The 18637-nt window shown below is 73.6% G+C and carries 15 protein-coding genes and 1 tRNA gene; 8 read left to right on the forward strand and 8 right to left on the reverse strand.

Annotated elements, in window-relative coordinates:
- Positions 1-20 precede the first annotated feature (20 nt).
- Positions 21-662: a hypothetical protein gene (locus ACFU9A_RS11800; protein ID WP_430575478.1), complete on the forward strand. Its 642-nt coding sequence runs from the start codon at positions 21-23 to the stop codon at positions 660-662.
- Between the two features lie 34 nt (positions 663-696).
- Here ACFU9A_RS11800 and ACFU9A_RS11805 read toward each other — a convergent pair whose 3' ends face one another.
- Positions 697-1548 (reverse strand): serine protein kinase RIO, encoded by an 852-nt coding sequence (locus ACFU9A_RS11805; protein ID WP_430576455.1) that lies wholly within the window; start codon positions 1546-1548, stop codon positions 697-699.
- A 306-nt stretch (positions 1549-1854) separates the two neighbouring features.
- Here ACFU9A_RS11805 and ACFU9A_RS11810 point away from each other — a divergent pair, with 306 nt between their 5' ends.
- Positions 1855-2718, forward strand: coding sequence for an MBL fold metallo-hydrolase (locus ACFU9A_RS11810; RefSeq protein ID WP_430575479.1), 864 nt, complete (start codon positions 1855-1857; stop codon positions 2716-2718).
- 18 nt (positions 2719-2736) lie between these two features.
- On the opposite strand, the gene ACFU9A_RS11815 is transcribed toward ACFU9A_RS11810, so the two are convergent.
- Entirely contained in the window at positions 2737-3585 is an 849-nt protein-coding gene (locus ACFU9A_RS11815) for a metal-dependent hydrolase (RefSeq protein WP_430575480.1), read from the reverse strand.
- A gap of 305 nt (positions 3586-3890) precedes the next feature.
- Between ACFU9A_RS11815 and ACFU9A_RS11820 the strand changes: the two genes are divergently transcribed.
- Positions 3891-3975: transfer RNA gene (locus ACFU9A_RS11820), tRNA-Leu, on the forward strand.
- A 298-nt stretch (positions 3976-4273) separates the two neighbouring features.
- Here ACFU9A_RS11820 and ACFU9A_RS11825 read toward each other — a convergent pair.
- The 3 genes from ACFU9A_RS11825 to ACFU9A_RS11835 form a co-directional block, all read right to left on the reverse strand.
- Positions 4274-5008: an alpha/beta fold hydrolase gene (locus ACFU9A_RS11825; RefSeq protein WP_430575481.1), complete on the reverse strand. Its 735-nt coding sequence runs from the start codon at positions 5006-5008 to the stop codon at positions 4274-4276.
- A 30-nt stretch (positions 5009-5038) separates the two neighbouring features.
- Positions 5039-5989 (reverse strand): alpha/beta hydrolase, encoded by a 951-nt coding sequence (locus tag ACFU9A_RS11830; protein WP_430575482.1) that lies wholly within the window; start codon positions 5987-5989, stop codon positions 5039-5041.
- Between the two features lie 143 nt (positions 5990-6132).
- Positions 6133-7863, reverse strand: a complete 1731-nt coding sequence (locus ACFU9A_RS11835) for an L-aspartate oxidase (RefSeq protein WP_430575483.1) — start codon at positions 7861-7863, stop codon at positions 6133-6135.
- Positions 7864-7988: 125 nt separating this feature from the next.
- Here ACFU9A_RS11835 and ACFU9A_RS11840 point away from each other — a divergent pair, with 125 nt between their 5' ends.
- A complete protein-coding gene (locus ACFU9A_RS11840) occupies positions 7989-10781 on the forward strand; it encodes an AAA family ATPase (RefSeq protein ID WP_430575484.1) in 2793 nt (930 codons plus the stop codon).
- A gap of 136 nt (positions 10782-10917) precedes the next feature.
- The gene (locus ACFU9A_RS11845; RefSeq protein ID WP_430575485.1) at positions 10918-11625 is read left to right on the forward strand and encodes a sigma factor; all 708 of its coding nucleotides are present in this window, start codon (positions 10918-10920) and stop codon (positions 11623-11625) included.
- Between the two features lie 213 nt (positions 11626-11838).
- Here the strand turns inward: ACFU9A_RS11845 and ACFU9A_RS11850 are convergent, their stop codons facing one another.
- Positions 11839-12573, reverse strand: a complete 735-nt coding sequence (locus ACFU9A_RS11850; RefSeq protein WP_430575486.1) for an SDR family oxidoreductase — start codon at positions 12571-12573, stop codon at positions 11839-11841.
- 122 nt (positions 12574-12695) lie between these two features.
- On the opposite strand from ACFU9A_RS11850, the gene ACFU9A_RS11855 reads away from it, so the two are divergent.
- Positions 12696-13244: a TetR/AcrR family transcriptional regulator gene (locus tag ACFU9A_RS11855; protein WP_430575487.1), complete on the forward strand. Its 549-nt coding sequence runs from the start codon at positions 12696-12698 to the stop codon at positions 13242-13244.
- Positions 13245-14137: 893 nt separating this feature from the next.
- Here the strand turns inward: ACFU9A_RS11855 and ACFU9A_RS11860 are convergent.
- Together ACFU9A_RS11860 and ACFU9A_RS11865 are read right to left on the reverse strand one after the other, a co-directional pair.
- Positions 14138-15568 carry a DNA polymerase IV gene (locus ACFU9A_RS11860; protein WP_430575488.1) on the reverse strand — a complete coding sequence of 477 codons (1431 nt, stop codon included), beginning with the start codon at positions 15566-15568 and terminating at the stop codon, positions 14138-14140.
- A gap of 204 nt (positions 15569-15772) precedes the next feature.
- Positions 15773-16573 (reverse strand): hypothetical protein, encoded by an 801-nt coding sequence (locus ACFU9A_RS11865; RefSeq protein ID WP_430575489.1) that lies wholly within the window; start codon positions 16571-16573, stop codon positions 15773-15775.
- Positions 16574-16789: 216 nt separating this feature from the next.
- Between ACFU9A_RS11865 and ACFU9A_RS11870 the strand changes: the two genes are divergently transcribed.
- On the forward strand, positions 16790-17983 hold the full coding sequence (locus ACFU9A_RS11870; protein WP_430575490.1) for an AI-2E family transporter: 1194 nt from the start codon (positions 16790-16792) through the stop codon (positions 17981-17983).
- Between the two features lie 36 nt (positions 17984-18019).
- A complete protein-coding gene (locus ACFU9A_RS11875; RefSeq protein WP_430575491.1) occupies positions 18020-18622 on the forward strand; it encodes a GNAT family N-acetyltransferase in 603 nt (200 codons plus the stop codon).
- Positions 18623-18637 lie beyond the last annotated feature (15 nt).

Below are 18637 nucleotides of genomic sequence, written 5' to 3' on the forward strand. Positions count from 1 at the left end.
CCGTGGCATCATCAGCGCTCATGAGCCTGCGCCGCGCACGGACCCTGCCCGCCGTCGTCGCGCTGCTGGCCCTGGGCGCCTGTGGTTCGCCCTCGGGCGGCCCGGGCGGGTCGTCCTCCACGGCCCCGCCGGCCGACCCCGACGAGGTCGCCGCGGCGGCGGCCGGGTGGGGTGCCGCGCCGCAGTACGTGCTGACCACGTCGGCCGAGCCGTTCGCGGCCGTGGCGACGGCCGCGGGCGTCTACGGCGCGGACGGGTTCTCGCTGGTCTTCAGCGACCCGGCGACGGCGGGCGCGTTCCTGCTCAGCGCGACGGGCAACGCGATGACCGCGGACGACTGCCCGCGCGTGCCACTCCTCTCCGTCACGGGCGACGAGGTCGCCGGCCCCGTCACCTGCACGGACGACGGCGACCTCCTGGAGCGCGCGGCCGGCGACGCGCTGGAGTACGTCGTGCAGCGTGAGGACGCCACGGTGCGCCTCTCCGGAGAGGCCGCCGACGGCGACGCGCTCAAGGAGGCGGCCCGGAACGTCCGCGTCCCCTCGCACGACGAGCTCGCGGCCCTGACCGCGGGGACTCCCGGAGGCGGGAACCCCCTGGAGCGCGGCGACCTGCCCCCGGGTGACGGCGCCCCGGACAACAGCGTGGGCGCGGGCGGCTGACGCCCGCGCCCGCGCTGCTGTCCCGCCGGGGGCCTCACCAGGCCTGGGCGAAGACGTCCGCGAACAGCTCGTCGGGGTCGACGTCGAGGCCGCGCGAGGCGAACCAGGTGCACACGTTGCGGCAGTCGCGGTGCAGCAGGTCCGCGCCGAACGGGTTCGCGACGAGGTCGACGACCTGCGGCAGGTCGATGATCACGAGCCGCCCGCCGTCGTCGGTGTCGTCCACGAGGATGTTGTACGGCGACAGGTCGCCGTGCGCCCAGCCGAGCCGGGCGATGACGCCCATGCCGTGCCGCAGCTGGTCGAACCAGTCGGCGAGCTGCTCCGCCTCGGGGCGCGTGCGGGCGAGGCGCGGGGCGGCTTCCGCCGTGCCGTCCGCGGACTCCCGGCCCACGAACTCCAGCAGGATCTCCGTGCCGTCGATCTGCACGGGGTAGGGCACCGGGGCGCCCGCGTCCCACAGGCGGGAGAGCGCGAGGAACTCGGCGTCGGCCCACTGGGTGGCGGCCACGGCCTTGCCCCACGAGGACTTGCGGTCCTCGATCGCCCGCTGGTCGCGGGTGCGGCGGACGCGACGGCCGTCGGTGTACTCGCCGTCGCGGTGGAACTGCCGGTGGTCGCGGCCCCGGTAGCGCTTGGCGGCCAGCAGGCTGCGGCGGTCCGGGTCGCCGGGCACCGCGCGCTCGACGAGGAAGACGTCCGCCTCCTTGCCGGTCTTGAGCACGCCGAGCTCGGTGTCGAGCGCGGCGTCGGCGGTGACGACCCAGTCGGGCCGGGGCTCCGGGCCGCGCTGACCCTTGGTCACGGAGGTCCAGGTGGACCATCGCTGGTCGGCGCCGGGCTCCACGGGGGCGTCGCCGCCCGCCTCCGCCCCGAAGGCGGTCAGGGGGAAGGAGGTGGAGAGGGAAGGGGAAGGGGTGTGCTGGTGCACGCGAGACTCCTGCTCAGGTCGAGGAGCTCGAGCACGGCCCCTCAGGATCGGGTGGTGTCCGCCCGCCGGAGCGTCTCCGGGAGGGCGCGCATGACGACGACGTCCATCGGTCTGCCCTCCTTCGCGTGCGGGCCAGCGTCGATCGCGTGCCCTCTGCCGGGAGCATGTCAGTCGCGCTCCCGGGCGGTCCAGGTATTTATCGATCCCGTGGGTGAGCGGGGTCCGCGGGCCGTGCGCGGCCCGCGTTCGTAGGGTGCGGGGATGGGGTTCGTGCCGGTGGCCGAGGGACGGCCCGGGGTCGAGACGGTGCTGGTCCGGACCGCCCGGCGCCTGCGCACGACGACCACCCTGGTCCTCGCGCCGCCGACGGGCGGCGTACGGGCCGCGCTCCTCGTGGACCCGGCGTGGGAACCGGACGAGCTCGTGGCGATCGCCGACGAGGTGCGGGCGCTCGGCGGGTGGCCGGCCGCGGGGTTCGCGACCCACGCCCACCACGACCATCTCCTCTGGCACCCGCGCCTGGGGAGCCGCGTCCCGCGCTGGGCGACGCCTCGGGCCGCCGCCGTGGCCGCGCGGTACCGGGAGCGGCTGCTCGCGGAGGCGGGCGCCGACGCCGCGCGCTACGGCGGGGCCGGTCACCCGCCCGAGGTGCTGGACCTCCTCGGGCGCGTCGACCCGATCCCGGCGGGGGAGCCCGGTGTCCCGGACCCGGGCGGGGTGCTGCCGCCCACCGAGGTCGTGGTGCACGACGGGCACGCCCCCGGGCACGGCGCGCTGTGGTTGCCGCGCGACGGCGTGCTGGTCGCCGGGGACCTGCTGAGCGACGTCGAGCTCCCGCTGCCGCGCGACGAGATCAGCGGCGGGCGGGGAGCGGTGCGGGACGTCGAGGACCACCTCGCCGGGCTCGACCGCCTCGCGCCCCTGGTCGCCCGCTGCGCCGTCCTGGTGCCCGGGCACGGCGCGCCGACGTCGGACCCGGCGCCGCGTCTCGCCGCCGACCGCCGCTACCTCGAGGCGGTGCTCGCCGGGCGGGCGTCCGACGACCCGCGCCTGGCGCTGCCGGGGATGGCGGCGGAGGACCAGGGCCTGCGCGCGGCGGTCGAGGCGGACAGGCGCGGGGGCTGACCCGGACCCGAGGTGGGCTCAGCCGGCCAGCGCCGTGGCCCAGGCGGACGCCTGGTCCCACACCGGCTGCGTGTCGAAGCCCATCTGCCCCAGCGCGGACCAGGCGACGCCGACGACGGCGTACAGGCTGACCGGGGTCATGACGAGCCACTCGCGCCACGAGCCGGCGTCGCCGAGGATCGGCAGGGACAGGTTGCCGCCGTCGCGCCACACGTCGTCGAAGGGCAGCACGCGGTAGCGGCGCACCCAGTACGGGGAGCGGAACTTCAGCGGCCACAGGAGCGGCACGCCGGCGGTGGTGAGCAGGTCGCCGACCACGTGCACCGCGCAGCCGAGCGCGACGGCGATCGGCATCCAGTTCCACTCCTCGGGAGCGAAGACGGCGACGCAGGCGGCCAGGAACAGCGACAGGGTCCAGTTCCACCAGCGCTTGCCGCCGGTGACCTTCCAGGCGCGCAGCGCGAACGCGATGAGCAGGACGGCCATGATGCCGGGGCCGATCAGGACCTCGCCGAACGTCTCCGTACGGATCGAGAGCATGCCCATCACCCAGGCGATCGCGGTGAAGACGGCGATGCCGAGGATCGAGTGGGTGCCGTTGCGGTGCCCGCCCGAGACGGTCGCGACGAGCTTCGACACGCCCTCGGACACCGGGGGGAGCGAGTGGGCGATGGTGCCGCTGTGATGGTCGGCGTCGGGCAGCAGGGCCGCGCCCGCGCAGACCAGCGCGCCGGTCATCACCCCGACGTCCGACACGGGGTGCCAGCCGAACGCGAACGGTGCCGTCGACGTGACCGCGACCCAGGCGGCCGCTCCCGACGCGGCGTGGTGCCCACCCATCATGACGTGCGGTGCTCCCGTCCTCACGACCGCTCGACGCCGGTCGTCCCGTTCCTCACCCTTGACCGGTTGGTCCGGGCGGGCAGGACGCTACACGTCGCCACCGACGGTCGTGCGCAGCGCTCAGACCTGCGCGGACGCCCCGCCCGCGCAGCTCGCGAGGATCCCCGCGGCGCCGACGGGCCCGGGGCGCTCGGCGGTCGTCCGGGGGACGGCGTCGACGGTGGCGCCGAGGCCGGGGGAGGGGCCCGGCGGTTTGGAGGATCCCTCCCTCGTCGTGCTATGTTTTTCCACGCACCGAGACGGCGCTGAGGCGCGGTCGAGGTCCACTCGTCCGGGTGGCGGAATGGCAGACGCGCTAGCTTGAGGTGCTAGTGCCCTTTATCGGGCGTGGGGGTTCAAGTCCCCCTCCGGACACGCAGGCAATATTCAATAACCTTTCAGATTATTACGTTGCCGTACGAACTGCAAGTCTGAAGGCGGCCACCCCTGACGGGGTGGCCGCCTTCAGCGTTCTGCCGTCAGTGCAGATCCCTCCGCGGTGAGGAAGATCACGCAGGTCGAACGGCAGGAACCGCGTCGCCAGTCTGGGTGTAGACGCCCCGCCGCGGCAGCTGGCTCGTAGGTTCAGGGGGCCAGCCAGACCGCCACTCGACGAATCTGCTGCCCCCGGGGTGCTCAATGACCGACGGGTTGCCCGGGCTCCCGGATCACGTCACGCGACCTCTTCGGTGACGTCCGCGCCGAGGGCCTCGAGGATGGTGTTCGTGACCTCGTACGGCCGCGAGATGGCGAGCGCGTGGGATGCGCCCGGGACCTCGTTCACGCCGCGTGCTCGCGCTCGCTGAGCCTCGGCCCGCAGCTCGGCGGCCGGGATGTTCCGGTCCTGGTCGCCGAAGATGAACCACGACGGCAGGGACTGCCAGGCGGGAGTGTCGGTGGGGAGCCCGTCCCGGAGGGCGGTCTCGGTGACCGGTCGCTGCGTGCGAGCGAGGCGCACCGCCTCCGCGAGGGGCACGTCGGCGGCGAACTGCGCGGGGAACGCGTCGACGCGGATCGCGAGCTCGTTGCCCCCTGCGCTCAGGGGGTATGCGGCAAGCGCATCGCCCAAGGTGCTCCCCGGGGCCCGGCTCGAGAGCTCGAACGCGCTCTCGCCGCGGTCGGGGGCGAACGCGGCCACGTAGACGAGGCCGACGACGTCGGGGTTCTGCGAGGCGGCCTCGGTGATCACGATTCCGCCGTAGGAGTGCCCGACCAGCAGGACGGGCCTGCCGATACCGGCGACGACGTCACGCACGTAGGCGGCGTCCCCTGCCACGCCGCGCAGCGGGTTCGCGGCCGCGACGGCCTCGATCCCTTGCTCGTGCAGCCGGTCGATGACGCCGTTCCAGCTCGCGGACTCGGCGAACGCGCCGTGCACGAGGACGACGGTGGGGTACTGGGTGTCCATCAGGTTCTCCTGTCGTGAAGGGTGGGTGCCTCAGCCGGCGTGGAGCGCCGTGCGGAGGACGTCGACGGCCTGCGCGATCGCGCCGGACGACGCGGCCGAGGGCCGCAGCGGGTTGAGCATCATGAAGTCGTGGATCGTCGCGTCATAGCGGACGGCCGTGGTCCGCACCCCGGCCTCGACGAGCTTGCGCGCGTACGCCTCGCCCTCGTCGCGCAGCACGTCGTTCTCGTCGACGACGACGAACGCCTCCGGCAGCCCGGCGAGGTCCTCGGTCGACGCCCGCAGCGGCGACGCGGTGATCTCCTGGCGCCGCGAGACGTCAGGCAGGTACGCGTCCCAGAACCACGCCATCGACTTGGCGAGGAGGAAGGGGCCCTCGGCGAATTCGGTGTAGCTGGCCGTGTCCTGGCCAGCGTCCGTCACGGGGTAGTAGAGCGACTGGTGGCGGAACGTCACGTCGCCGCGCTGCGTGGCCAGGATCGCCACAGCTGCCGCCATGTTGCCGCCCACGGAGTCCCCCGCGACGGCGATCCGGGACGGGTCGAGGCCGGCGTCCGCGCCGTGCGCCGTGATCCACTGCGCTGTCGCGTACGCCTGCTCGATCGCCACCGGGTACCGGGCCTCGGGCGACCGGTCGTACTCGACGAAGGCCACGCCGACACCGGCGCCGGTGGCGAGGTCGCGGACCAGACGGTCGTGGGTGCCGGCGTCGCCGAGCACCCAGCCGCCGCCATGGATGTACAGGACGGCAGGCAGCGGCGCCTCGCTGCCGACCGGTCGGACGACGCGAACGCGGACGTCGCCGACGGTGGCGGGTACCACGACCCACTCCTCCTCGACGTCCGGCAGGTGCGTGGGCTGCGCCTGGACGTCGGCAAGGACCTGGCGCGCCTCCTGCGGCGTCATCTCGTAGAAGTAGGGCGGCTGGGCGGTCGCGTCGGCCATGGCCTGCGCCTCGGGCTCGAGAACGTGGTCGCTCATGGGGATGGCCTTCCTGGATCGGCTGGAGCTCGGCTGAAGGTCGCCAGGACGTTCGCTCCCGCGGTGGACGTCCGGTGCCCGTGGACGGCGGGCGCCGTCGTCATGAACGACCGGGCACGGTGCGCGGGCGTGACACCGACGCGCTACTCGACGAGCTTTCCGTCGGCGGAGACGTCGTGCATGCGTTCCGCGATGTCGGTCGGAATCGGCGGCAGCGCCTCGCGGCGTACCCCGACGCCTGGGGCCCACACCAAGTTGACCTGCAGGTCCGGGTCGAGGTCGGGGTGGTCGGATCTGTTGTGACACCCGCGCGACTCCCGGCGCTCCAGAGCGCACTCCAAAGTCGCCCGGGACGCGAGCACCGCGGACCTCAGGTCGAAGGCGTGCGCGAGGTCCTGGTACCCGCTGATGTCGATGTGGATCCCTGCCCGGGTCATGCGGTCCTCGACGTCGTCGAGGGAGCCGAGCCCGGCACGCAGGCCCGCCTCGTCCCGCACGACGCCGGCGTGCTCGGTCATGAGGTCACGGACGCTGCGCTGCATCGCGCGCACGTTCTGGTCGCCGTCGGCGGCAAGCAGTCGGTCGACGGACGACTCGGCGTCACGGACCGCGCCGAGCGAGCGTCGCTGCGTCGCCAGTCCGGCGGAGTAGGCGGCAGCGGCACGGCCGGTGAGCCGCCCGTACACCAAGAGCTCGATGAGGGAGTTCCCTCCGAGCCGGTTGGCGCCGTGCAGGCCGCTGGATGCCTCGCCGATGGCGAAGAGCCCCAGCACGTCGGTGCTGTGGTCCTCGGGGCGCACCCACACGCCGCCCATCGAATAGTGGGCGGTGGGCGCGACCTCGATCGGGTCGCGCGTGACGTCCAGCACCTGCAGGTCCATCAAGGTCTGGTAGACGCGCGGCAGCCGGGTGAGAACCGTTTCGCGTGGCAGGTGCGACAGATCGAGCCACACCCCGCCGGCGCGGGTCCCGCGGCCCTCCTTGATCTCCGTGAACGACGCGAGCGCCACCCGGTCGCGCGTGGAGAGCTCCATGCGCTCCGGGTCGTACCGGATCATGAAGCGCTCGCCGAGGTTGTTGAGCAGCACTCCGCCCTCGCCGCGTGCGGCCTCGCTTACGAGCGTGCCGGCTGCGTTCTCCGGTTCGATCAATCCTGAGGGATGGAACTGCACCAGCTCGGCATCGCGCACCCGTGCACCGGCCTCGGCCGCGAGACGGAACGAGTCTCCCGTGTTCTCGTCCCGGCGGGACGACGTGCGCCGCCAGATCCGCGTATGGCCACCGGTCGCGAGGATCACGGCGTCGGCGTGCACGACGTAGCGCGAACCGTCGGTGAGGTCGAAGCCGTACGCGCCGAACACCACGCCGTCGTTCACGAGCAGCTGCGTCACGTAGACGGTCGAGAGCACCGGGATGTCCAGCTCGGTGGCGCGCCGGACCAGCGTGCGCTGGACCTCCAGCCCTGTGTAGTCGCCCACGAAGGCGGTGCGCCGGTACGTGTGCGCCCCGAAGTAGCGTTGCGCGATCCGCCCGTCCGGCTGGCGGTCGAAGCGCATGCCGTACCGCTCGAGGTCGTCGATTCCCCGCGCTGCTCCCTGTGTCACAACCTGTACGGTCCGTGGGTCGGCCAGGAGGTAGCTCTCCTGGAGCGTGTCCGCGGCGTGCTGTTCCCACGTGTCCGCGGGGTCCGTCGTGGCCAGTGCCGCATTGATGCCTCCGGCCGCGAGCGAGGTGTGGGCGTCGGGGGCCGGGCGTTTGCCGACGGCGAGCACGGCCAGGCCGGTCTCGGCGAGCTCGATCGCGGCGCGCAGGCCAGAGCCGCCTGTCCCGATCACGAGCACCGAGGTGGCGAGCTGATGGATGCGTGGGGACACGGTTCCTCCTGCGGCGGACGTCGGCTGTCCTTGATCGACCGCGTTGCGGGGACACCTGTGACAGGGACCGGTAGCCTGCCGCCGAGGGCGCCACCGACGAGGCCCCCGCGACGGCGAGGAGTCCGATGAGCGCGCACCCGCTGCCCCACCTGGTCGGCCGCGGGAACGAGCGCGCCGTGCTCGACGGCGTGCTCGCGAGCCTGCGCGACGGGAGCTCGACCGTCCGCGTCGTGCGCGGCGGGGCGGGCGTGGGCAAGTCCGTCCTGCTCGACTACGTGGCCGCCCAGGCCTCGGGGGTCACCGTGACGCGGACGCTGGGCGTCGAGGCGGACATGGAGCTGGCCTACGCCGGCCTGCAGCAATTGTGCGCCCCGTTCCTCAGCGAGGTCGGGATGCTCCCCGCCCCGCAGCGCGACGCCCTGGACGTGGCCTTCGGAACGGCTGTCGGAGAACCGCCCGCCCGGTTCCTCGTCGGCCTGGCGGTGCTGACCCTCCTGACCCGTGCGTCCGAGGCGCGGCCCGTGCTCGTCGTCGTGGACGACGCGCAGTGGCTGGACCAGGCGTCCCTCCTCACGCTCGAGTTCGTCGCCCGGCGCCTCCTGGCCGAATCGGTTGCGATGGTGGCTGCGGTGCGTGACCCCGAGGGGCAGGGGGTGCTGGCTGGACTTGGCGAGCTGCGCATCGAAGGTCTCGACCCGCGGTCCGCTGGTGAGCTGCTCGACTCCGCCGTCGACGGGCGGCTGGAGCCCTCGGTGCGGGCGCGGCTCGTCGCGGAGACTCACGGGAACCCGCTCGCCCTCCTGGAGCTCTATCGAGGGCGCAAGGCCGCAGAGCTTGCCTACGGACTTGATGCCGGTGCTGCCGGTTCGGTCCCCGACCGTGTGGAGGAGGACTTCGGCCGTCGTCTGGGAGCGCTCCCTTCCCCGACCCGGGCCCTCCTGCTCGTCGCCGCGGCCGAGCCCGTGGGCGACACACGCCTCCTGCTGAGGGCCGCCGAGCACCTGGGTGTCGCCCCCGACGTCGCGCCCGCGAAGGCGGCCGGCCTCGTCGAGTTCGGAGAGTCGGTCAGGTTCCGCCATCCTTTGGCGCGGTCGGCGGTCTACCGCGCGGCGAGTGCCGCGGAACGCCAGGCGGCGCACCAGGCCCTGGCTGCGGCTACCGATCCCGTCCACGAGCCCGACCGCCGCGCGTGGCACGCGGCGCAGGCGTGCGACGGGCCGGACGAGGACGTCGCCGAAGGCCTGGAGCGGGCTGCGGACCGGGCCCGGCAGCGCGGCGGCATGGCCGCCGAGGCGGTGCTGCTCGAGCGCGCCGCAGAGCTCACGCCGGATGCACGCCGGCGCGGACGCCGCGCCCTTGCCGCGGCCGAGGCGCACTTCTCGGCGGCGGCGCTCGACCGCGCGACGGAGATGGCGACTCTCGCCGACCTCTGCCCGCTGGATCCGACGGGCCGCGCGCGGGTGAACCGGCTCCGTGCTCGCGTCCTCTTCGCGCGCAGCCGGAGCGACGACGCTGCCCCCCTCCTGCTGGAGGCCGCCGCCGGGCTCGCGTCGGCCGGTTCGCCTCTCGCCCGGGAGACCTACCTCGAGGCGATCAGCGCGGCAGTCTTCTCGGGTCGCGTCCATGGCCCCGCGGGAGTCGCAGCGGCGGCGCGGGCCGCCCGCGGCCTTGACACGCGCCTGCCCGGGACGAGCCCCTCGGATGTCCTGCTGGATGCGATCGCGACCTTCCTCGACGACGGCCCCGGGCACGGGGTCGGCGCCATTGGTGCCGCGTTCGCCCCGTTCGCGCGGGAGGAGCTGGTCGGGCCCGGGGCTACCACCCGGTGGCTCCTGCTGGCGCCGGTCGCGATGGAGGCGTTCTTCCACCACGCGTGGGACTTCGCCGCCTGGGACCAGATCTCGGCGCGCGCGGTGCGCCTGGCCCGGGACATCGGCGCGCTGGGCGTCCTGCCCCCGTCGCTCGTCTACACAGCGGGCGTCGACGTGTTCCACGGCGACTTCGCCGGGGCGGCCCGGAAGATCGACGAGGCTGACGCGATCGCCGCCGCCACCGGCAACGCTCCGTTCGCCTACGCCTCCCTCGTCCTGACCGCGTGGCGTGGCGAAGAGGCGGCGGCCGCACCTCTTTTCGACGGCGCGCTCACCCGGGCCACCGAGGGAGGCGAGGCGTCGCTGCTCGCCGTGACCGGCTATGTCCAGGGTGTGCTGTACAACGGCCTGGCGCAGTACGACCGGGCCCTCGCCGCGTCGCGCACGGTGATCGACCACGACGGGTTCAACTTCGTCGGGCTGGCGCTGGTCGAGCATGTGGAGGCGGCCGTCCGCTGCGGTGAGCCCGACCAGGCCGCGGCCGCGTTCACCCGCTTGGACGCGCTGATCGGCGTGGCTGACACCGGATGGGCCCGCGGGCTCAGGGCGCGGTGCTCGGCGCTGCTGAGCACGGGCGACGAGGCGGACGCGCTGTACCGTGAGGCGCTCGAGCACCTCGATGATGATGGCGTCACCGCGGAGGTGGCCCGCACCCATCTGCTCTACGGGGAGTGGCTGCGCCGAGAGGGCCGGCGGGCTGCCGCGCGGGAGCACCTGCGCGTGGCCCACGACCTGTTCGCGGCGATGCCTGCGCTCGCATTCGCGGAGCGGGCACGCCGAGAGCTGCTCGCCACGGGCGCCCGGGTCAGGGCGCACGACGCGACCGCGGCCACGCGCCTCACCGCGCAGGAGGCCCAGATCGCGGCGCTGGCGGCGGACGGGATGACGAACCCGAGGATCGGGGCGGAGCTGTTCCTCAGCCCGCACACCGTCGAGTGGCACCTGCGCAAGGTGTACACGAAGCTCGGGATCGCCTCGCGGCGCGAGCTCTCGCACGCCCTGGGGCGCCTCGGAGCCACAGTCGGCGGTGCGCCCTCTCCCGCGTGAGCGCGGCTCCCTGCGACCTCCGGCACCCACGCAGCACCACGCACCCGACCACGGGACTGCGTGGCGCGCCCGGCCCCGGTGCGGCTGAAGGCTGGGCATGTCGTCCTCCCGGGCGGCCCGGACCGAAGGAGCCGCCATGGACGTGTCGACGACCGAGCCCACCCGCACGATCGACCTGGGCGGGGTGGCGGACCTCCTCGACGACGACGTGGAGCGCGCGAGCATGTTCTTCGCCTCGCAGCGCGCACGGCTGTTCCGGATCGCGTGCCGGGTGACCGGCGGCGACGCCTCCAGCGCGGAGGACATCGTCCAGGAGACCTGGTTGCGGTGGCAGCGCACCGAGAGGGCCGAGGTGCGGAACCCCGAGGCGTTCCTCACGACGGCGACGACGCGGTTGGCGATCAACGTCGTGCAGTCGGCCAGCCGCCGCCGCGAGTACCCGGTGGACGCCCAGCCCTCCCGGCCGGGTCACGACTGCACGGGCGACACGGGGAGCACGGACCCTGCCGCCCGGGTGGACCAGACCGCTGCCCTCTCCGAGGCGCTCGCCCTGCTCCTGTCCCGGCTGTCGGGCGGCGAGCTGGCCGCCTACCTGCTGCGGAAGGTCTTCGACTATCCCTATGACGAGATCGCGCGCCTCCTGCGCACGAGCGTCGTCAACGCCCGGCAGCTCGTCCGTCGGGCAGCTCCCCGGATCGTGCGCGGCCCGTCGCGGGTGCCGGTCGAGGCCGCCGACCACCGGCACCTTCTGGCCGCCTTCCTCACCGCCGCCCGGGAGGGCGAGATCCGTCCCCTGGAGCGCTTCCTGGTGCTGCGGGGAGCCCGGCCGGCGATGTCGACGTGACCGGACTGCCGGACCACGGCTTCCGTCGGGCGGCGGCACGTGTCACAGGAGGGGCTCGAGCACGGTCGAACGGGGACAGGCGGAGGGTCGAGTCGCAGGTAAGGACGAGACTCACCGGGTTTCACCGGGGCGGCCGGTGCGTCGCCACGCCGGAAGCAGAGAGCGACTGGACCCCCTCGTCACCCCTGCCTGTCACGCCGTCGCGCTGCCATCTCAGCGCACCTGCTCCGTGGGGCGCAGGAGGATCTCGTTGAGGGACACGTGCGGCGGGCGGGTCACCGCGAAGAGCACGGTCTCGGCCACGTCCTTCGGATCGAGAACACGGATCTCACCGGCCATCTGTGCGGCCAGTGTGCGCATCGTGGGATCGGAGAGGTGATCGGCGAGCTCGGTGTCGACCATGCCCGGCTCGACGACGACCACGCGCACCCCCTGCGCCGCGACCTCCTGCCGCAGCGCCTCGGAGAACGCGTTGACGCCGTGCTTCGTCGCCGCGTAGACGCCTGATCCCGCCGACGCGGTCCGACCCGAGGTCGACGACGTCTGCACGAGGGTCCCTTTGCTGGCCACGAGGTGGGGCAGAGCCGCGTGCGAGACGTGCAGGGTGCCCAGCAGGTTCGTGCGCACCATGCGCTCCCACTCGGCAGGGTCGGAGGTCTGCACGGTGGCGGACAGCATGACGCCGGCGTTGTTGACGACGACGTCGAGCCCTCCGAGGATCTCGGCGGCCGCGGCAACTCCGACCCGCGCGGACGCTTCGTCGGCGACGTCGAGCTCCATCGGGGTGACGTTCCCGGGGAGCCCCGCGGCGCCCGCTGCCACCCCCTCGAGCCGGTGGATGCGTCGGCCGGCAGCGACGACGTCCGCGCCGGCGCCGGCGAACACCTCGGTGACCGCGGCGCCGATCCCCGACGACGCCCCGACGATCAGGGCCCTGCGACCTGTCATGTCCATGTCCGTGCTCCTCATGTCCGTCAAGATGACCGCATGGTCATGTTGTCGACCGTACCATGGAAGATGACCGATCGGTCATCTTCGTGCTAGCGTCTGGCCGGACGGAGGAGGTGGACATGCGCGCAGACGCCATCCGCAACCGCGAATCACTCGTGTCGGCTGCGGCTGCCGTGCTGGCCGACTCCGGTCTCGACGCGTCGGTGGCGGAGATCGCCGCGCGCGCGGGTGTCGCCAAGGGCACCGTGTTCCGGCACTTCGCGTCCAAGGAAGAGCTCGTCGCGACCGTCGTCGCCCGGCTCGTCGAGGCCCTCGCTGAGCGGGCCGAGGAGCTGCTGGTGGCGCCCGACCCGATGGCGGCGCTCAGCGAGTTCGTCGCCGCCGGGACGGACCTGCAAGCACGCGACCGCGCCTTCTGCGAGATGGCAGCGTCGGCCGAGCTGGCCACGCCAGGCCTGGCCGAGCGGCGCGAACGGCTCGAGGAGATCGCCGACCTCCTCGCCCGGCGTGCTCAGGAGTCCGGTCAGGTGCGCGCGGGGCTCACCGGGCGGGACGTGATCGGACTGATGACCGCCGCCTACCAGGGCGCTTGCGCGGCAGGAGACCCTGGGCGGTGGCCATACTTCCACTCGCTCCTTCTCGACGGGCTAAGCACGGTCGATGACTGAGTTCTGGCATGGCTGGGATCCGCCGCACCTGGACTCGCGTCGCTCGTCAACCGACCAACCGCACGAATCAATCAAACGGCTCCAGACCGCGACTGGTCGAGAGTCAGGAATTCCGACAAGGTCCATGCCTCCTCAAGCTGACCGCTTCTGACGGTCTGCTTGGGGCCGATGCGCCGAGGACGAGCGGTTCAGAACACACTGCCGAACCCCCGCCGCCCAGAAGGATCGACGGGGGTTTCGCTACTGTCAGGCGTCCCGACCAAGCACTCCGTTCGGGGGCGCTAGTCGGGAAGGGTGCGGGGTGGTCGGCGGGTGTGGCGCGCTCCGCGGGCCTGGCCGGGGACGTCGAGGGAGAAGGCGAGGCGTAGTCGTGGGCATCTCTGGCGTCCGGTGGGTCCGACCAGGTGGGCGAGTGGCTCGATCGAGCATTGGGCGAGTCGGGACTGTCCGCCGTAGCGGATCGCGAGGTGGAGGTAGGAGTAGAGCTCGCGCAGTTCCTCGTGGGTCGCCGTGGGAAGCCGTGCGGCTCGCGCCTGGAGCTCGTGGAGCGCGTCGATCACCGCCTGATCGTCGGGGTCCACGGCGAGTGTGAAGGCCGGACAGTCGGAGGCCGATCTGCAACGCTGCAATGGATGCGACCGGGCAAGCGGGTCGACGATGTTTCCGCAGGTCAGGCGGCATGCGGGACAATGAAGTGGCGTGAGGATAATGGACAAGTACCCCTCCGGACACCGAAGTTCGACCTGGAACAGCCTCTCGCCTGCGGGTGAGGGGCTGTTTTGTGTGCGGGGGCCAGGTCGTCTCCGCGGTGTGAGGTGCCACACCTTCGGTGTCGAAGGCGGAGGCGACCGCGAGGTGCGGGCACGACCGATGCGGTCGATGCGGTCGGCCTCCTAGTCCTCCCTGGTCGCGCCCGGGAGCGGCTCACCGTCCGGGCCGAGGGGCTCGACGAGGGTGAGGTCCTCGGCGTCGGGGTCGATCCAGCGCTGGTAGCCGGGTCCGGTCCGTGCGGTCTCGAAGCGCACCGCGATGCGTCCGTCGTCGCCCACGCGCACGACCCATCCGCGTCCGTCGGCGGCGGTCTCGACGTCCAGGCCGGGGGCGACGGTGGCGGCCGTCGCCCGGACGGGGCCCGTCACCGGCGGCGGCGCGGGCACGGCCTCGCCGCCGCCCGGGCCGTCGGCCTGGTCGGGGGTCACCGCCACCTCCGCCACCTCCGGCAGCTCCGGCCCGAGGGGCAGCATGAGCTGTGCGTGCTCGGACAGGGCGTGGAAAGCGACGCCGAGGAGGCGGACGGGCTCGGTGACCTCGGCGAGCTGCAGCGCGCGGTGGGCCGCGTCGCGCAGGGCGGCCTCCTCGATGGTGGGGCGGGGCAGGGTGACCGAGCGGGTCAGGGTCGTGAACGACGCGAGGCGCACCTTGACGACCACGGTGCGGGCCGCCGCGGCGTGCCGCCCGAGGCGTGCGAGCGCGGCGTCGATGACGGGGTCGAGGGCCGCGGCGGTCGCGGCGCGGCCGTGCAGGTCGGTGTCGAAGGTGTGCTCGGCGCCGGCGGACTTGCGTTCGCGCACGGTCGTGAGGGGGCGGTCGTCCCAGCCGCGCGCGATCCGGTACAGGTTGGTCCCGCCCGCCTCGCCGGCGACCATGAGGAGAGTGTCGAGCGGTTGGCGGCGCAGGTCGGCGACCGTGCGCACTCCCAGACCGTCCAGGCGCGCTGCCGAGACCGGGCCCACGCCCCACAGCGCCCGCACGGGCAGGTCGAGCAGGAACGCGTCCTCCTCGTCCGCGCCGATGACCCGGACCCCGCCGGGCTTCGCGGCCTCCGAGGCGAGCTTGGCGACGAGCTTGGAGCGACCGAGGCCGATCGAGACCGGCAGCCCGCTCAGCTCGCGCGCCCGCTCGCGGATCGTGTGCGCGAGCTCGTCGAGGTCGGTCTGCGGCCCGGTGGCGGCGGTGAGGTCGGCGAAGGCCTCGTCGATGCTCACGGGCTCGACGACGTCGGTGACCTCGCGCAGCGCGGTCATGATCCGGGCCGAGAAGGCCGAGTACGCGGCGAACCGTGGCACGAGGACGATCGTCGAGGGCGGGCACAGCCGCCGGGCCTGCTCCATCGGCATCGCGGAGCGCGCGCCGTGCTGCCGGGCCTCGTACGACGCCGTGGCCACGACGCTGCGCGGCCCGACGCCGCCGACCAGCACGGGGCGCCCGCGCAACGACGGCCGCTGGTGCTGCTCGACGGCCGCGAAGAACGCGTCGGCGTCCAGGTGCGCGATCGTCGGGCGGGCGCGCAGCACCGGGGCGTGCAGCGCGGGGTCGGGTCTCACCGTCCTACTCTGCCGCGACCCGCCGACACGGGGACGCCGGTCGGTGGCCGCACGGACAGCAAGACGCCCCCGTCGTGTGGAGCGACGAGGGCGTCTCGATCCGCTGTCTCATTCGGATCCCGCCGACGCTCTCGCGCCGGAAGTCTGGACGTCATCCTACCTGGCCACGGATGCGTCCGGGAAAGGCCTCGTCGCCCCGGGACGTCACCCCGGGACGTCGAGCCGGGCGACGAGCGCTCCCAGGGCCGTCCGCGTCTTCGTCTCCTGCGGGGCGCCGAGGTCGACGCCGCGCCGGGCGAGGAACACCTTGGTCTCCGCCGCGGCCTGGAACGCCGCGCCGGGCGTCGCCTTGCTCGACAGCTCCAGGACCCGGCCGCCGTCGGGCAGGAACCACAGCTCGGCGACCATCCGCCGCGGGAGCTCGGGCGGCGCGAACCGCGCCTTGAGCAGGGTGAGCGGCCCGAGCACGCGCAGGTCGCCGAGGGCGGTGCCCGCGGGGAGCCGGTCGGACAGCAGCGAGCGCTGCACCGGGTCGAGCAGGTCGGGCAGCCGACCCACGTCGGCCAGCAGGGCGCGCACGTCGCCGTCGGGCACGCGCCGGGTCAGCGAGCACGAGCACGTGAAGCCGGCAGGGGAGGCGTCCACCTCGACCTTGAAGCCGTCGGCCCGGCGCACCCGCTCGGGGACCTCCGTCGGCAGCATCGGCCGCAGCTTCACGGTGACGTCGCCGTCCTTGCGCGCCGTGCGCCGGGCACGCACGACGAGCCCCGCCGCGGACAGGTCCAGGCCGGGGGTGTCCACGAACGCGACCTGGCGGATCGTCGCGTCCAGGGCATCGATGCCGAGCCGCTCGAGCACGCGGCGGTGGTCGGCGCCGGGCACGGTGAGCTTGAGCTCGACGGCGTCGACGTCGGGCAGGAGGGCCAGGAGGCCGGCGAGCGACTCCGCGTCGTAGGACGGGACCTCGCGCGCGCGGTCGGTGGGCTTCGGCGGTGCCACGGACATGGTGCGCTCCTCTCGCCGGACGCCCGCGCCCCGGACGTCACCCCATGGTCGTGCGGCGTCGGCCGTCGCGCACCGTGCCCGGGGCCGCGCCGTCGAAGTTCACCCGGGCCGGGCACGCGCGCCCGAGGTGCGGAACGGCGACGCCCGGGGACGTCCTCCCTCGTCGGGCGGCACGGTGCGGCAGACTGGGCGGACGATCGCGAGAGGGGTGCACGGGTGGCGAAGCGTGCGAACGAGAACGTCCCGGCGTGGCTGCGGACGTCGGCCGGGTGGTCGTGGCGGCTCATCGCCCTCACCGCGGCGGTGGCGCTGGTGTTCTGGGCGACGGTGCAGGTGCAGCTCGTCTTCATCGCGGTGTTCCTCGGCCTCGTGTTCGCGTCCGTGCTCAACCCGGTCGCGGACTTCTACGCGAAGGCCATGCCTCGAGCCCTGGCCACCGCGCTCGCCATCCTCAGCGCGTTCCTCGTGCTGGGCGGGCTCATCACCTACGTGGTGGCGTCGGTGGCGGGCCAGTGGGAGAACCTCGCCGGCCAGTTCGACACCGGCGTGCAGCAGATCCTCAAGTACGTGGAGAGCGGGCCGTTCGGGCTGTCGGTGACCGGCGACCAGATCAACGAGTGGATCGACCAGGGCCGGCAGTGGGTCGCCGACAACGCCGACTCGCTGGTCAGCCAGGCGGCGCAGAGCGCGGGCTCGGTCTTCGAGGGCTTCGCGATCTTCGCCCTGTCGATCTTCTGCACGGTCTTCTTCGTCGCGTCGGGCGGCAAGATGTGGCGCTGGTTCCTGGGCCAGATCCCGGAGGAGCACCGCACCCGGTGGCAGGCCGCCGCGGGAGCGGGCTGGTACAGCTTCTCGGGCTACGCGCGCGGCACGGTGATCATCGCGTTCACCGACGGCGTCCTGGCGTTCATCCTGCTGAGCATCCTCGGGGTGCCGCTCGCGGCCCCGCTGGCCGTCCTCGTGTTCATCGGCGCCTTCATCCCCCTCATCGGTGCCCCGCTGGCCATGATCATCGCGGCCGTCGTCGCGCTCGCCGCCAACGGGTTCGTCACCGCGCTCATCGTGACGATCGGCATCGCGCTCATCGGGCAGCTCGAGGGGCACGTCCTGCAGCCGCTCATCATGGGCAAGCAGGTCGCGCTGCACCCGCTCGTCATCGGCCTCGGCGTCACGGCGGGCACGGTGCTCGCCGGCATCCTCGGCGCGATCATCGCGGTGCCGCTCATGGCCGTCGCGTGGACGGTCTTCTCCACCCTGCGCGGCGACCGGCCGCACCCCGAGCTGGACGAGCCCGCCGGGCTGCGCGACGGGCCGCTCGCCGTCGCCCCGGTCCTCCCGGCGCCCGAGGGCGGCCCGGCCCGGGCCGACGACGATGCCGCCGGAGCGACCGAGGAGACACCGGACAAATAGCGTGAAGCCGTCCGGGCCCCGTGCCACCATGCGCGGATGGAACCGTTCGTCCTCACCTCCGACCGCGTCCGCCTCTCCGTCCCGACGGCCGCGGACGTCGACCGCATCGCCGAGATCTGCGCGGACCCCGCCGTCGCGCGGTGGACCACCGTGCCGTCCCCGTACACGCGGGCGGACGCCGAGGGGTTCGTCGACCAGTTCGTCGCGGACGGCTGGGCGCAGGAGAAGGACTTCACCTGGGCGGTGCGCGCGCCCGGCGACGTCGACGGCCCGGTCCTGGCGATGGTCGGAATGTCGCGAGAGGGAGCGCCCGGTGTCCAGCCCGCGGGTGAGCTGGGCTTCTGGTGCGCCCCCGACGCCCGCGGCCGCGGCCTGACGACGGAGGCGGCGCGCCTCGTCGTGGACTGGGCGGTCGACCCCGAGGGCCTGGGCCTCGGCGTCGTGCGGTGGCGGGCGAACGTGGGCAACTGGGCCTCCCGCCGGGTGGCCTGGAAGCTCGGCTTCACGTACGAGGGTCTGCTGCGCCGCTTCGGCGCGCAGCGCGGCGTGCTCCAGGACTCGTGGGTCGCGTCGTACGTGCCGGGGGACCCGCGCGAGCCGAACGAGCCGTGGCCCGCCGAGGCGCCGGCGGCCGCCTGAGCGACCGTCCGGCGC

Origin of the sequence: Isoptericola sp. NPDC057653 (assembly GCF_042799955.1) — a bacterium.
In the GTDB taxonomy this organism is placed as follows: domain Bacteria; phylum Actinomycetota; class Actinomycetes; order Actinomycetales; family Cellulomonadaceae; genus Isoptericola.

Coding starts and splice junctions, on each gene's coding strand:
- ACFU9A_RS11800 (WP_430575478.1), top strand. CDS start 21: ATGAGCCTGCGCCGCGCACGGACCCTGCCCGCCGTCGTCGCGCTGCTG.
- ACFU9A_RS11810 (WP_430575479.1), top strand. CDS start 1,855: ATGGGGTTCGTGCCGGTGGCCGAGGGACGGCCCGGGGTCGAGACGGTG.
- ACFU9A_RS11825 (WP_430575481.1), bottom strand. CDS start 5,008: ATGGACACCCAGTACCCCACCGTCGTCCTCGTGCACGGCGCGTTCGCC.
- ACFU9A_RS11830 (WP_430575482.1), bottom strand. CDS start 5,989: ATGAGCGACCACGTTCTCGAGCCCGAGGCGCAGGCCATGGCCGACGCG.
- ACFU9A_RS11840 (WP_430575484.1), top strand. CDS start 7,989: ATGAGCGCGCACCCGCTGCCCCACCTGGTCGGCCGCGGGAACGAGCGC.
- ACFU9A_RS11845 (WP_430575485.1), top strand. CDS start 10,918: ATGGACGTGTCGACGACCGAGCCCACCCGCACGATCGACCTGGGCGGG.
- ACFU9A_RS11850 (WP_430575486.1), bottom strand. CDS start 12,573: ATGACAGGTCGCAGGGCCCTGATCGTCGGGGCGTCGTCGGGGATCGGC.
- ACFU9A_RS11855 (WP_430575487.1), top strand. CDS start 12,696: ATGCGCGCAGACGCCATCCGCAACCGCGAATCACTCGTGTCGGCTGCG.
- ACFU9A_RS11865 (WP_430575489.1), bottom strand. CDS start 16,573: ATGTCCGTGGCACCGCCGAAGCCCACCGACCGCGCGCGCGAGGTCCCG.
- ACFU9A_RS11875 (WP_430575491.1), top strand. CDS start 18,020: ATGGAACCGTTCGTCCTCACCTCCGACCGCGTCCGCCTCTCCGTCCCG.